At 62.1% G+C, this 13,907-nt stretch carries 12 protein-coding genes; 5 read left to right on the top strand and 7 right to left on the bottom strand.

Features of this window, described 5'->3' with window-relative positions; genetic code table 11:
- The first annotated feature begins 61 nt into the window (after positions 1 to 61).
- Entirely contained in the window at positions 62 to 2,401 is a 2,340-nt protein-coding gene (fecA, locus tag J3P86_RS04450; protein ID WP_434699526.1) for a TonB-dependent Fe(3+) dicitrate receptor FecA, read from the top strand.
- An 84-nt stretch (positions 2,402 to 2,485) separates the two neighbouring features.
- On the opposite strand, the gene J3P86_RS04445 is transcribed toward fecA, so the two are convergent.
- Positions 2,486 to 2,896 carry an HPF/RaiA family ribosome-associated protein gene (locus tag J3P86_RS04445; RefSeq protein ID WP_434626030.1) on the bottom strand — a complete coding sequence of 137 codons (411 nt, stop codon included), beginning with the start codon at positions 2,894 to 2,896 and terminating at the stop codon, positions 2,486 to 2,488.
- 508 nt (positions 2,897 to 3,404) lie between these two features.
- On the opposite strand from J3P86_RS04445, the gene J3P86_RS04440 reads away from it, so the two are divergent.
- Positions 3,405 to 3,722 (top strand): DUF3509 domain-containing protein, encoded by a 318-nt coding sequence (locus J3P86_RS04440; protein WP_434626032.1) that lies wholly within the window; start codon positions 3,405 to 3,407, stop codon positions 3,720 to 3,722.
- On the opposite strand, the gene J3P86_RS04435 is transcribed toward J3P86_RS04440, so the two are convergent.
- Positions 3,719 to 4,219, bottom strand: a complete 501-nt coding sequence (locus J3P86_RS04435; RefSeq protein WP_186611035.1) for a phosphate-starvation-inducible protein PsiE — start codon at positions 4,217 to 4,219, stop codon at positions 3,719 to 3,721. The two genes, J3P86_RS04440 and J3P86_RS04435, sit on opposite strands and share 4 nt — an antisense overlap.
- A 291-nt stretch (positions 4,220 to 4,510) precedes the next feature.
- Between J3P86_RS04435 and J3P86_RS04430 the strand changes: the two genes are divergently transcribed.
- A complete protein-coding gene (locus J3P86_RS04430) occupies positions 4,511 to 4,771 on the top strand; it encodes a YebG family protein (RefSeq protein WP_003205410.1) in 261 nt (86 codons plus the stop codon).
- Positions 4,772 to 4,838: 67 nt separating this feature from the next.
- Here J3P86_RS04430 and J3P86_RS04425 read toward each other — a convergent pair whose 3' ends face one another.
- Positions 4,839 to 5,858 (bottom strand): Glu/Leu/Phe/Val dehydrogenase dimerization domain-containing protein, encoded by a 1,020-nt coding sequence (locus J3P86_RS04425; RefSeq protein ID WP_434569763.1) that lies wholly within the window; start codon positions 5,856 to 5,858, stop codon positions 4,839 to 4,841.
- A 187-nt stretch (positions 5,859 to 6,045) separates the two neighbouring features.
- Here J3P86_RS04425 and J3P86_RS04420 point away from each other — a divergent pair, with 187 nt between their 5' ends.
- Positions 6,046 to 6,849 carry a SirB1 family protein gene (locus J3P86_RS04420; RefSeq protein ID WP_434602853.1) on the top strand — a complete coding sequence of 268 codons (804 nt, stop codon included), beginning with the start codon at positions 6,046 to 6,048 and terminating at the stop codon, positions 6,847 to 6,849.
- 121 nt (positions 6,850 to 6,970) lie between these two features.
- On the opposite strand, the gene maiA is transcribed toward J3P86_RS04420, so the two are convergent.
- Genes maiA through hmgA form a run of 3 tightly spaced genes read right to left on the bottom strand, consistent with a single transcriptional unit; the run spans position 6,971 to position 10,228 of the window.
- Positions 6,971 to 7,606: a maleylacetoacetate isomerase gene (gene maiA / locus J3P86_RS04415; RefSeq protein ID WP_434699525.1), complete on the bottom strand. Its 636-nt coding sequence runs from the start codon at positions 7,604 to 7,606 to the stop codon at positions 6,971 to 6,973.
- Positions 7,607 to 7,615: 9 nt separating this feature from the next.
- Positions 7,616 to 8,920, bottom strand: a complete 1,305-nt coding sequence (gene fahA, locus J3P86_RS04410; RefSeq protein ID WP_434699524.1) for a fumarylacetoacetase — start codon at positions 8,918 to 8,920, stop codon at positions 7,616 to 7,618.
- A gap of 3 nt (positions 8,921 to 8,923) precedes the next feature.
- Positions 8,924 to 10,228, bottom strand: coding sequence for a homogentisate 1,2-dioxygenase (gene hmgA, locus J3P86_RS04405; RefSeq protein ID WP_434695819.1), 1,305 nt, complete (start codon positions 10,226 to 10,228; stop codon positions 8,924 to 8,926).
- 161 nt (positions 10,229 to 10,389) lie between these two features.
- Here hmgA and J3P86_RS04400 point away from each other — a divergent pair, with 161 nt between their 5' ends.
- Positions 10,390 to 11,196 (top strand): IclR family transcriptional regulator, encoded by an 807-nt coding sequence (locus tag J3P86_RS04400; RefSeq protein ID WP_434653648.1) that lies wholly within the window; start codon positions 10,390 to 10,392, stop codon positions 11,194 to 11,196.
- Here J3P86_RS04400 and J3P86_RS04395 read toward each other — a convergent pair.
- The gene (locus J3P86_RS04395) at positions 11,193 to 13,745 is read right to left on the bottom strand and encodes a LuxR C-terminal-related transcriptional regulator (protein ID WP_434699523.1); all 2,553 of its coding nucleotides are present in this window, start codon (positions 13,743 to 13,745) and stop codon (positions 11,193 to 11,195) included. The genes J3P86_RS04400 and J3P86_RS04395 overlap by 4 nt on opposite strands.
- Positions 13,746 to 13,907: the final 162 nt, after the last annotated feature.

Here is a 13,907-nt window from a genome sequence, read left to right as displayed (position 1 = left end):
CACACCTCGGGTGACAGAGAAGGAAAGCCACTTCGATATAACCTTCTCGGGATTCCCATCCATGCCGCAGCAACCCACCCGTCTCACCCCGCTCGCTCGCGCCGCGCGTCAACTGTTGCTGGGGGCCAGCTTGAGTTTCGTTGCACTGCCCGCCGTGCTGGCTGCAGAGGCCAAGGCCTATCACATTGCGCCGTCATCGCTGGAAAACGCCCTTAATCAATTCGGCCGCGAAGCCGGCGTGTTGATTTCCTTCGGCTCGCAACTGACCGGCGGCCTGCAGAGTCGCGGCCTGGAAGGCAGCTACAGCCCCGAGCAAGGCTTGAACGCGCTGCTTGAAGGCACAGGCCTGCAAGCTCGGCCCGAGGGGGACAATGCTTTCAGCCTGCAACCGGTCAGCAGCACTGCACTGGACATCGGCACCACGACCGTGGTCGGTGACTGGCTCGGCGACGCAGCGCCGACCAACGTCTTCGAACACCCGGGCGCTCGGGACGTTATCCGCCGCGATGAGTTCGAACGCCAGGGCGCGACGCAGGCCCGGGACGTGCTCAATCGCATTCCCGGCGTCAACGCACCGGAAAACAACGGCACCGGCAGTCATGACATGGCGCTGAATTTCGGTATACGTGGCCTCAATCCGCGCCTGGCTTCCCGCTCGACGGTACTGATGGATGGCATTCCAGTGCCTTTCGCGCCGTATGGCCAACCGCAGCTGTCCTTTGCTCCCGTGAGCATGGGCAACATGGACGCGGTGGATGTCGTGCGCGGGGGCGGCGCGGTGCGCTACGGCCCGCAAAACGTCGGCGGCGTGGTCAACTTCGTGACCCGGGCAATACCCGATGCACCGACCGTCAAAGGCGGTTTCCAGACCGAGGCGAGCCCGTCCTCCAGCCACGATGGCTTCAAGACGTCCGCCAATCTGCTGGCCGGCGGCACCGCCGATAACGGCCTGGGCGGCGCCCTGTTATATTCCGGCACCCGCGGCGGCGACTGGCGTGAGCACAGCGACACGCAGATCGACGACCTGATCCTCAAGGGCAACTATCAACTGGACGAGGCCAACAGCTTCAACGCCATGGCCCAGTACTACGAAGGCGAGGCCGACATGCCCGGCGGCCTGAACGTGGCCGACTACAACGCCGACCCGTACCAGTCCACTCGTCAGAAGGACCGATTCTGGGGCCGTCGTACCCTGGTCAATTTCGGCTATCGCTACCAGCAGGACCGGCGAGAATTCACCGCCAACACGTTTTTCACCAAGACCTTGCGCAGCGGCTATCTGGACCAGGGCTCCTTCCTGTCCCTGTCGCCTCGTGAATATTGGGTACGCGGCCTGGAAACCCGTTTTGCCCAAGGCTTCGACCTCGGCCCGACCAGCCACGAGGTCGGCGTCGGCTATCGCTATATCAACGAAGCCGGTCATGAACTGCGTTATCGCACACCGATCGCCAGCAACGAGCTGCCGACCACCTCCAGCCGCAACGACCGCGATACCCGCGGCGGAACCGAAGCCAATGCATTTTTCATCGATGACCGGATCGATATCGGCAAATGGACGATCACGCCCGGCATTCGCTACGAAATGATCGAGTCGCAGCAAACCAACAACCTGACCAATGTGAAGTACAAGGGCGACTACAACACCGCCCTGCCAGCGCTGAATGTGCTGTACCACCTGACCGACGAATGGAATCTGTATGCCAACACCGAAGGCTCGTTCGGCAGCGTGCAGTACAGCCAGATGCCCAACCGCGTCAGCAGCGGTGAAGTGAAACCGGAGAAGGCTCGCACCTGGGAGCTTGGCACCCGCTATGACAATGGCAACCTGCGGGCAGAGATCGGCGCCTTCCTGATCAACTTCGACAACCAGTACGAAAGCAACCAGACCAACGATTCGGTGATCGCCCGGGGCGAGACCCGCCACCAGGGCATCGAAACCAGCGTCAACTATGCCCTCGAAGGCCTGAGCCCGGCGCTGGCCGGTTTTGACGTGTACGCCACTTACGCCTACGTCGACGCCACCATCCGCGAAGACGGGCCGAACAAGGGCAACCGCGTGCCCTTCTCCTCCAGGCACAAAGGTACGCTGGGCGTAGGTTACACGGATGGGCCGTGGAAGCTGAACCTGGACAGCACCTACCAGAGCGCGCAGTTTGCCGACAACGCCAATACCCGCGCGGAAAGCGCCGATGGCAGCACCGGCAATATCCCTGGCTACATGCTGTTCAGCAGCCGCGCCGCTTATGATTTCGGCCCGCAACTGTCGGACCTGAACGTCGCGGTGGGCGTGAAGAACATCTTCAATACCCAATACTTCACCCGCTCGTTTGATGACAACAATCGGGGCAAATACGTAGGGGAACCGCGCACGTTGTATGTGCAGACGTCCGTGGCGTTCTGATTCGGGGCCACGGTGAATAGCTGAAACAAGACGGGCCTGCAATTGCAGGCCCGTCTGTTTGGTGGGTAATTTCAGTGACCGGGTTCAGCCGTTAAGCGCAGCCCGTTCGTTCTCGAGGAATTCTTCTTCCAGCATGGCATCAGCCAGTGCAATCGACTCGGTCTGGCCGTTGGTGGCGGCGCGCTTGCCGCGCAGTTTGCCGAACAGATGCTCCAGTTTATGTTCCAGCTTGGTGGCTGCGCCTTCGATCGCAAGTTCCAGCGACTCGGCCTTGTGCGTTACGGAAATTGGCTGGTGGCCTTTTGGCCGAGCCTCAAGTTGGCAACGCAAATCGTGGGGACCGGGCTTGTCGCCGTTCTCATCCCCCAAATGAACCTCGATCCGTGTCAGGTCTTCTTCGTAACGTTCGAGCGTGCTTTCAATGGTAGTACGTACCCACTCCTCCAGTCGGATGCTGCTTTGAATATGGTTATCGCTGTTGACTTGGATTTGCATAGTTCATCCCTTATTTCGGCTAGCTCGCCAGGGGCCAATCGACGTTAGCGCAACGGCCCCTTGAGTACAGAGTCGGGCTGGCGGGAGAACAATTCAACCCCCGAAAAAAGATAAATATTCATTTGTAAATAAAGCCGGACAACGAGCAACAGCGCTGTTAATGTCGGGAGTTGTCTCGCCCCGCTTGTTCATTCCAATCCGCCTGCGTGCCCTGCACCGTCAGCGAACATCGGCCCGCCAGTGCCCCGAAACGGGCTGCCGCCATAACCGCATTCCAGAGCATTGCGCGTCCAGGCGCCGTGATCATTGTCCGACAGTTTTTCCGGCATGCCCCTTGCTAACTCCCTTACAGGAGGCGCCGCGGGCTGCGATCAATGGGTCAGCCGCCTGCCCGCCCCGGGAATCTGGCGATGGATACGATCATGGAATGGCCGGTGGTCCGGTGTTGCGAACTAATCCCGATCATGGCCGGTCAACAACTGCACGTTCAATCAGGCGGTGACGCATCATGGACAACCCTTTTCAGATCATTACGGACGCCTTCGCGCCGCAATACCAGATCAACCTGAGCATCCAAGGCCTGGACGGCAGCATCATGCTGACCCTGTCCAAGGCCGGGCGCGTCGTTGCCAAGCGCATGATCAGCGCGCAGCAACGCAACGACCCGGAACGGCTCAAGCGCCTGGTGCAGAGTATTCAATTCGGCATTGCCATCGAGCAGGGCCACAGCGCCGTGGCCATCCTCGAAGCCATGACCGGCGGCGACAACATCAAGGTGCCGCCACCGCAGGTACAGGGCCAGGCGTCCAGCGCCGCCGGTCTCTAGATTTCGCCCTTCTCCACTTCGGCATGCTCGCTCGAACCCGCGCCGACCTTACGGTGCGGGTGTTCGATCTTCACCGAGGGAAACTGCGACGAGGCGTAGCGCACCACCAGGATCGCGAACGCCAGCAGCAGGATGCCGCCGCACAAGTAGATGATGCCCAGGTCCGGCGGGCTGTGATGCGAGACGTTGGAAATCAGCAGGCGCGTCAACGCGGTGATCGCCACGTAGATGAGAAATCGCACCGGCATGTGATTGGTCTTGAAGTAAATCCCGACCATCGCCCCCAACTCCAGGTAGATGAACAGCAGGAGGATGTCGTCGATCTTGATATGACCCTCCTCGATCATCTGCAGGAACTCCATCACGGCAGCCCATGCCGTCACCGCCCCGATGGCGAACAGCGCCAGGTAGTGGAAGGTCTCGACGAACAGGTTGCCCAGGGATTCGGCCAGCTGGTGGACATTCTGGCGCAGGTTCTCGGCCCAGTTGATTTTCACGATGTAGTTTCCTTAGGTCGACTCGACCGGATGATGCGGGTTGGACGTGACGGTTGTTCTGCATGCAGAAAAAAGGCCAGCGACCGCAATGAGATGGCACCGGGCTGGCATTCGACACGTTGGCGACATCAGCGGTCCCGTCGCGGGCACGTTTGTCTTGGGCGACAAACCTCGAAACCGGTCTACATTAAAAAGCCACTATTCAAAGCGTCAGGATTCGCTTATCCTTTGGCCTGTATATAAATACAGTAGTCACAGACAAAACCAATGTGAAGGCATGTGAGGTGGTGAATGGCCGTCGAAGTGGTATACCGCAGCAGCCGAGATCTGGAGCGATTGTTCATGGATAAAGCCGAAGCTGACCGTCATGACAAAATGCTGGAACTCGCTGAATTGCTCGCCGAAGTGTTGCAAAAAGCCGTTCCATCGCTGAGCGAACAACAGGTGGAGGAAGCCGGCATCTACATGGCGAAGAATCGCGATGTGTTCGCCAAGGCATTCAAGAGCCAGCCAGACGCGTTGTCCGAACTGCTCAATCCGTCAGACGAATGATCAAAAAGATCGCAGCCTTCGGCAGCTCCTACACGGTGTAGGTGCTGCCGAAGGCTGCGATCTTTTTTTATCGGTACAACAAACGCTCCGCGAGCTCGTCAGCCACCCTGGCCGGTGAGCGTTTTTCGGCCTGGGCGTGGGCGAAGACTTCCGTGAGCCGGGCACCGATCTTGGCGAGATGCGCCGTGATGGTCGGCAGCTCTTCGCCGCGGTGTTTCAAGGCAACATAGATCAGGCCGCCGGAATTGATCACGTAGTCCGGTGCATAGAGGATCCCACGTCTTTCCAACTGGTCGGCGACTTGCAGGTTGCTCAACTGATTATGCGCCGAGCCGGCAACGGCCGAGCAGCGCAGTTGCGCCACGCTCTGGCTGTTGAGTACCCCGCCGAGGCCGCAGGGAGCCAGGATGTCGCAGGGGGTACTGAGCAGTGCGTCGTTGGCGATGGGATGGGCGCCCAGTTGCTCCATCGCCAGCTGCACTTTACCGGGGTCGATATCGCTGACCAGCAGTTCGGCGCCCGCCGCATGCAGTTGCTCGGCCAGCGCATAACCGACATTGCCCAAGCCTTGGATGGCCACCCGCAGGCTTTCCAGGTTGTCGCTACCCAGGCGAGCCATGGCCGTGGCGCGGATCCCGGCGAACACCCCCATTGCCGCATGGGGCGCCGGGTCTCCCGCGGCAGTGGTGCTGGTGACATGACGAGTCTGCTGGGCGATACAGTCCATGTCCGCCACCGATGTGCCGCTGTCGATGGCGGTAATGTAGCGACCGTCCAGCTGCTCGATGCAGCGGCCGAAGGCTTCGAACAATGCCGCACGGCTCTCGACGTGTGCCGGACGCATGATGACCGCCACGCCCCCGCCCACGGGCAGGCCGGCCAGCGCAGCCTTGTAGCTCATGCCCTGGGCCAGGCGCACGGCGTCGGCCACGGCACTTTCGTCGTCGGGGTAGGAAAGATAACGACAGCCACCCAGTGCAGGCCCAGGACGGCTGCAATGAATGGCAATCACCGCCTTCAACCCGGTTGCCGGGTCTACGCTCAAGTGCAGCGATTCAAGGCGGGAGCTTTGCATGAGAGCAAACATCGACAGGCTCCCGAATCACTTTTTTGTCTGTCTCGCCAGTATAGGCGCGCAATCGAAATTTGCAGGAGCACGCCGGAATAACGCCGCATGATCGTCAGTCTTTTCGGCATAACCGGCTACCCCCTCTTTGCGAGACTGGACGAAACCTCGCGGCAGAGCTAAAACGAGGCATAGTCCGGAGACTGTGATGAAACCGCGCCAAGCCTTTTTTGACTGTCTGCACCGCTCGCCACCCGCACTGCTCGAAGCAGCCCTGTGGATCGCAGCCGAGCATGATCGTGAAGTGGACGTGCCAGCGTTATTGAAGGATTTCAGGGAGCTGCAGCAGAAAGTCAGCCACGGCCTGCCGATGCTGCCTGTCAGCGAATTGGGCCAGCCCCTGCTTCGGCGCCTGAATGATCTGGGTTTCGCCCAGGACGACGCTACGCCGCTACGGCCTGGCGCGGCGCTGCTGGACAAGGTCCTGGTCCGCAAGCGAGGGCAACCGCTGGCCTTGGGCCTGATAGCCCTGGAACTGGCCAAGGGCCTGGAAATCCCGATGACCGGCGTCAATTTCCCCGGCCATTTCCTGCTGCGCGTACCTGGCGCGGACCACCTGCTCGACCCCTGCGGCGGTCGCCGCTTGTACCCCAATGACTGCCGGGACTTGCTGCATCGCCAATACGGCGCCAACCTGCCGCTCAAGGCCGAGCACATGGTCTGCGCCGAGCCGATGCAGATGCTCCAGCGGCTGTCGCGTAATCTCAGGCAATTACATCTGGCCAACGACGACTACATCGCCGCGCTGGTCGATGCCGAACGGGTGCTGGAACTGGGTAACGCCAGCGCCGCCGACTACCTGGCCCGCGCCAGCCTCTACCAGCGACTCGATTGCCCCAACGCCGAACGTTTCGATCTCGAACATGCATTGATGCTCAGTGATGACCCGATCCAGCGGATCCGGCTGACCGAGCGGCTGGGGCATCTGCCGCCAAATACGATTGTGCATTGAGCCCCGGCGGCCCATTACACACCCTGTGGGAGCGAGCCTGCTCGCGATGAAGCAGGCGGCCTCACTATCAGAGCGTCTGGCCCACCGCCTTCGCGAGCAGGCTCGCTCCCACAGGGGCGACTCAGGGAGTATCAGGCTGACTCGCCGGATGCGCTTGCTGGAACGCCGCATGGGCTGCCGCCAACGCTGCCACCCGGCGGATTCGTGGATACCCCTGCAACGACACATTGAAGCGCTCGGCCGCATACAGCTGCGGGATCAGGTAAACGTCCGCCAGGCCTGGCGCCGCGCCGAAACAATAGCCGTCTTCGCCAATCAGCTGCTCCACCGCTGCCAGCCCTTGGCTGATCCAGTGCCCGATCCACTCCGTCACCTGTGCTTCGTCGTGGCCCCACTGCCTGAGCTTGTTGAGCACGCTGACATTGTGCAGTGGATGGATGTCGCAGCCGATCAGTGCGGCCACGCCACGCTCATGTGCGCGAAGCACGGGGTCACGGCTGAGCAACGGCACCTGTGGATAACGTTCCTCCAGGTATTCGATGATCGCCGGAGACTGGACCAGCAAAGCGCCCTCATCGGTACGCAGCGCGGGTACCCGCCCCTGGGGATTGATCCCCAGGTAGGCCGGCTGGCGATGTTCGCCCCCGGGCGGCGCGATCAGGTTGACCGGCAGGGCCCGGTAATCCAGGCCCTTGAGCGCCAGCGCGATGCGCACCCGGTAAGACGACGTGGAACGGTAATAGGTGTAAAGCTCCATGCCGCCCCCTCAATGCGCCGGCAAGACTTTGCCGCGGCATTCGCCGAAACCGATGGAGGCGGCACCTTCGCGGCCGCAACGGGCGCGCAGGATGATTTCGTCACCGTCTTCGAGAAATTTGCGGATTTCGCCGGACGCCAGTTCGATCGGCTTTTTACCGCCCTCGGTGATTTCCAGCAGGCTGCCGAACTGACCATTTTCAGGTCCTGACAATGTGCCCGAGCCAAACAGATCGCCGGCCTGTAATTGGCAACCGTTGACGCTGTGGTGCGCGACCATCTGCGCCACGGTCCAATACATGTACCGGGTATTGCTCAAGGTCAGGCGATGAGGCGCCAGGCCCTGCTCGCGCATGGATTCGGTCAGCAGCAGGACTTCCAGTTCGATATCAAAGGCTCCGCCAGCCTGGTCACGCTTGTCCAGCAGATACGGCAGTGGCTGGGGGTCGCCTTCCGGGCGCGCCGGCTGCGGGCGACGGAACGGCTCAAGAGCCTCGGCCGTCACCACCCACGGCGATACGCTGGTGAGGAAACTTTTCGACAGGAAAGGCCCCAGCGGCTGGTACTCCCAAGCCTGGATATCCCGGGCCGACCAATCGTTGAGCAAGCAGAAACCGCCGATGTGCTCGGCCGCATCGCCGATGGCAATGGGCTCGCCCAGGGCGTTGCCCTTGCCGATCCAGATACCCAGCTCCAGTTCATAATCCAGCCGCGCGCACGGGCCGAAGATCGGCTCGGCCTGGCCGGGCGGCAGCGTCTGGCCTTGCGGACGGCGCACATCGGTACCGGAGGGGCGAACCGTCGAAGCGCGACCGTGATAACCGATGGGAACGTACTTGTAGTTGGGGAGCAGCGGATTGTCCGGCCGAAACAGCTTGCCGACATTCTGCGCGTGCTCGATGCCTACGTAGAAATCGGTGTAGTCATTGATTTTCGCTGGCAAGTGCATCTGGCAGTCCGCCGCCAGTGGCAGCAACCGCGCGCCCTGGGCCTGGATCGCGTCCCGCTGGGGGCTGTCCTCGCGCAACAGTTCGAGCAATCTTTCGCGCAGGGCAACCCGGGCCTCGCGCCCCAGGTCGAAGAAGGCGTTCAACTGGCCGCCCTGCATGGCCTCGACGGCTTCAGCCGCCTTGCCGTCAAACAGGCCCGCCTGCAACGCGGCCTGCAGATCGAAGATCCGCTCACCAATCGCCACGCCGCTACGGGGAGCTTCGCCAGCGACACTGAAGATGCCCAGCGGCAGGTTCTGCAGCGGGAAGTCGGGATGACTATTAGCGCAAACAACCCAGCTGAGGGTAGGGGAAACTTGGGTCATGGGTTATCTCCGGGTCGGGTCGAAAGTGACCGGCAGCGAGGCCCAGCAGGCGTCGTAGTCAGTTTGCAATTGTGCGCAGTCCAGGGCGAAACGGCTGGGACGCAGCACTTGGCTGGTCTCGAACATGAAGGCCATGGTGTTATCGATTTTTGTTGGCTTGAGCTCGGCATTGATCGCCTTGGTGCAGGTCTCGCCATCCGGGCCGTGGGCGCTCATGCAGCTGTGCAGCGACGCGCCGCCCGGCAGGAAGCCCTCGGCCTTGGCATCGTAGGCGCCCTGGATCAGGCCCATGAATTCATTCATCAGGTTGCGATGGAACCACGGCGGACGGAAGGTGTTTTCCGCCACCATCCAGCGCGGCGGGAAAATTACGAAATCGAGATTCGCCAGGCCATGGACACTGGTCGGCGACGTCAACACGGTGAAAATCGACGGATCGGGGTGGTCGAAGCTGACCGTGCCGATCGTGTTGAATCGTCGCAGATCGTATTTGTACGGCACGTTGTTGCCGTGCCAGGCCACCACGTCGAACGGCGAATGGTCCAGCTCGCAGGCCCACAGTTCACCGAGGAACTTCTGTACCAGCGTGGTCGGTTGCACGAGGTTTTCGTAATGGGCGACGGGGGCCAGGAAATCCCTTGGATTGGCCAGGCCATTGCTGCCGATCGGCCCGAGGTCTGGCAGGCGCAACGGCGCCCCGTGGTTCTCGGCGATGTAGCCGCGAGCTTGCGCGTCGAGCAGTTCGACGCGAAATTTCAGCCCTCGAGGCAGCACGGCGATTTCCAGCGGAGCCACTTCCAGCACACCCAGCTCGGTGGCGATGCGCAGCCGCCCCAGTTGCGGCACGATCAGCCACTCACCATCGGCGTTGAAGAACACCCGCTCCATGGAGCGGGTGGCGCAGTAGTGATAGATGCTGATACCGGCGGGTTTGTCCGCACCGGCATTGGCCGCCATGCGCACCAGGCCGTCGATCAGATCGGTGGGCTCCGCAGGGATCTGCAACGGGCTCCAGCGCAGGCGATTGGGTGTCACCTCGCCCAGCGGGCCTGCGGCCAATTGCCGTTCCAACCTGGCGAAGGCCGGATGGTTGGCCGAAGGACGGATGCGGTACATCCAGGTTCGCCGCGCTTCGCTGCGGGCCATGGTGAAGGCGGTGCCGGAAAACAGTTCGGCGTACAGGCCGTACGGGGCTTTCTGCGGAGAGTTCTGGCCAACGGGCAGTGCGCCGGGCAGCGCCTCGCTGGCGAATTCGTTACCGAAGCCAGACTGGTAAGCCAGGTCCGACGCCGTGGAATCGAGGTTCATGGAGCCTCCTGAATACAGGACTGGATGCGTCCCGTCGCTCTGTGGAGCAGCCTGGGCGCACCGGGTTGTTTTTATCGTAATTCGATTACGCATAACGTAATTTGCTCGACGACCACCGTCAAGCTATAAAGACGCCCATTCGCTTCCGGACCATAACCTCCATGGAAAACCCGCCTAGCAACGGTAAACAGAAAGTCCGCTCCGCTGAGGTCGGCACCGACATCCTCAAGGCCTTGGCCGAGTTGTCCCCTTCCACCTCGCTGTCACGCCTGGCCGAACATGTGCAGATGCCGGCCAGCAAGGTTCATCGTTACCTGCAAGCCCTGATCGCGAGTGGCTTCGCCGAACAGAACAGCGCAACCAACCACTACGGTTTGGGCCGCGAAGCCTTGCGCGTAGGGCTGGCGGCGCTCAACGGCATGGATGTGCTGCAAGTGGCCGCCCTGCCCTTGGCCGAACTGCGCGACGACTTGAACGAAACCTGTTTTCTCGCGGTGTGGGGCAATCACGGCGCGACCGTGGTGCGGATCGAACCCGCCGTGCGGGCCGTGACCGTGGTGACGCAATTGGGCTCGGTCCTGCCGTTGCTCAGCTCATCCACGGGATTGGTTTTCAGTGCCTACCTGCCGGAGCGCGAGACCATCGAGCTGCGCGAACAGGAGGTGCGCGACGCCACCGACCACGCCTTGGCCGATGACAATGTCTATGCCGCCTTGCAGGGGCAGATCCGCAGTCGCGGCCTGCACCATGTGCATGGCTTGTTGATGCCCGGCATTGATGCCTTGTCCGCGCCGGTTTTCAACGCCATGGGCCAGGTGGCGGCAGTCATGACCATTGTGGGTCCGACATCGCTGTTCCACGCCGACGAAAACGGCCCGGCGGCGCAGCGCCTGTTGACCGCGACCCGGGCCGTGAGCCGGCGAATGGGGTATGACTCAGGGTCATCAGCCCAGCAGGATATTGGCTAACTCATCACGCCCATGTTTTTCGCTTTTGCGACCGCTTGTGTCCGCCGCTGTACGCCCAGCTTGCTATGGATCCGCCGCGCATGGGTTTTCACCGTATGCAGCGAGATGAACAGGCGCTCGGCGATCTGCTGGTTTGAATGGCCCTGGGCAATGAGTTCCAGTACTTCCAGTTCGCGCTGGCTGAGCAGCGTTTCTTCCGCCGCGCGTCCCGGCAGCTCGATCCGCTCCTGAGATTGCATCCAGTGCACCAGTTCAGGCTGGCGCATACGCAGCTCACCCAAGGCTTGCTGCGCCCGCCAACAGGCCACTTGCTTGAGCGCCTCCGGCGCGATCAATCCAAGAGAAGTGCGATCGACGGACAACCAGACGACCTCGGCCAGCGCCAACTGCAACTCCGTTTCCAATGCGTGCATTTCGCGCTGCCGTGCCTGGGCGATCATCGCCTGCAGGCGAGCCTGCGGCTCATGCGCCCGATGCAGGTAGACCTCGGCCAGCACCAGCAGATACTCAAGACGCGGAATCAGCTCCAGGGTCGCTGGCGGCGCCTGCTTGGCCTGCGGCCCGTGGAAATGCCGCAAGACCCGGGTCAAGACTTCATGAGCAAGCTCCGGGCGCCCCTGCTGCAACCAGAATTGACAGCTGGTTTGCAGCAGCACGCCGCGATAGACCGTGTCGGGGATGTGTCGCTGCTGCATGATCCGCTCGGCGTCGCGCAGTTGCATGAAGGCTTCGCCATAGTCACCCCGGTTGGCCGCCAGGCAAGCCTTGCCGAGAAAGCCGTAGAGCACTTGTTTGTCCTGGCTGCGCAGGCCCGCCTCCAGGCCGGCTTGAAAGTGTTCGGCGGCCTGCTCGTCAGATCCCATGCGTAACGCCAGGCGCCCACGTCGCAGGGCGATACGTCCCAGCAGCGCGGAAAAATCCTGGCCGGGCTTGTCGAGCAGCACCTGGACGGCGCTCAACAAATGATCCGCCCGATGGGGCGCGCCGCGTTGCTCAAGTACCTGGGCGTGATCCAGTTCCAGCAATCCTTCGAACACCAGCGAGCCATGAGCCCGGGCCAGGCACAGCGCCTGACGGTTGATCCATTGCGCGGACGCCAGCTCACCTTTGAGCAGTGCCTGCTGCGTCTGGCCGATCAGGCACAGCACCTTGAGAGCCCAGGCGTGCGGTTCGAGGCCGGCTTCGGCCTGGAGGAAATGCTCAAGCGCCGGTTCGCCCTCACCGTCCAGATGCAGCAGCCAACCACGCAAGACCTGCCAGCGGGCAATCAGTTCTCGCTGCCGGCAGGCCAGCGGTTGTGGCGCGAACCGGCCCAATTGCTCGATGCACCGCTCGGCCTCGGCGAAACGTCCGGCGCACAGCAAGGCTGCGGTAACCAGCCCCACCGATTGCGGCGTACCGAGGGACAACGCCTCGTCCTGCTGGTCATGCAGGCTCAATAACAGCTGGACGTTGTTGCCCTGCAAGACATGCTCGAAATTCAGATGCTGGAGGACACTCACGGCGGTCTCGAACTCCCCCGCTTGCATGGCCTGTTCGAATGCCATCGGCCAATCCTGCTCGGCGGCGAACCATTGGCAGGCCCGCCGGTGCCAGGAGCGCGCCTGGGGCCAGGGCTCGTCACGCACCAGGCGGGCCAGCGGAGGGAAAATCTGCATCCATTCCGAAGACTGCGCCCACGGTTCGATGAAGCATCCCAGGTCCAGCAGCAAGGGAAGGCATTCGGCCCCCACCGTATCGCCGAACAGATGCTCGCAAAGCCGGGCATTGAAGCGCGGCAAATGCGCCAGCACGCGCCAGGCCTGCGCCAGTTCCGGGGACAGGGCGCCAAACAATTCATATTCGAGGTAGTCGGGCAAAGTCCCGGCACGCCCCGACGAAGCGTTGCTCCGCGCCCACTCGCAACGTTCGAGCAAGGCGAAGCGCACCCCGGCACACCAGCCACCACTGCGCTGAACCACCTCGCGGGCGGTGCGTGCTGCCAGTGGGCCGGGCAAATGCCCGAGCAATTGCTGAACGTCCTCGGCGGTAAAAACCAGGGCTTGCGCGTCGAACTCGTGCAGCTCGTCGTCCAGCAACAGGCGCGGCCAATTGCAGTGCGGGCGGCGACGGCCATTGAGCCACAGATGCAGCGCCGGACTGCTGGTGTTGAGCAAGCGGTCGAGCAATTGGTCGAGTGCCGGATTGGGCACCCGGCAATAATCATCCAGGAACAACCATGTCGGGGTTTGCAACCGTGCCAGGTGAGCCAGCAGGCTCGCCTCATCGACCACCGGCAATCCGAGGGCCTGGGCCAGGCACTCACAGAATTGCGCGACATCCATCGCCGCGCCCCCCAGCGGCAGCCAATGCAGCCGGCAGCCCGGGGGCGCTTGCAGGAAGCACTCAGCGAACAACGCGCTCTTGCCACTGCCCGCCGGTGCGTAAAGCAGCTTTACCCGCGCCTCGGAAGCCAGCAACGACTCGCTCAAGGACCGGCGTGGCACATGCGTCGAAGACAGGCGCGGCAGCAGCCCGGGACGGTCCGGACACGGGGTCATGGCGGTCATTGTGCAAGGTCCCTTTTATTGTTGTTCCATCACCCTAGACCTGTGTCGAGCACCTTAGGAGAAATATTCAGCGCGCTGATTGCGGCTCATAAAAAAATGACCGGCAGCTCAGCTGTCGGTCATTGGTTTTGCTCAGGGTCTGGAGGGCTTTGGGGCCGCTTC

This window comes from Pseudomonas sp. D1-1 (genome assembly GCF_051132225.1).
GTDB lineage: Bacteria > Pseudomonadota > Gammaproteobacteria > Pseudomonadales > Pseudomonadaceae > Aquipseudomonas.
Note: the sequence above shows the minus strand (reverse complement) of the source record. Positions and strands in the feature narration are given on the sequence as shown.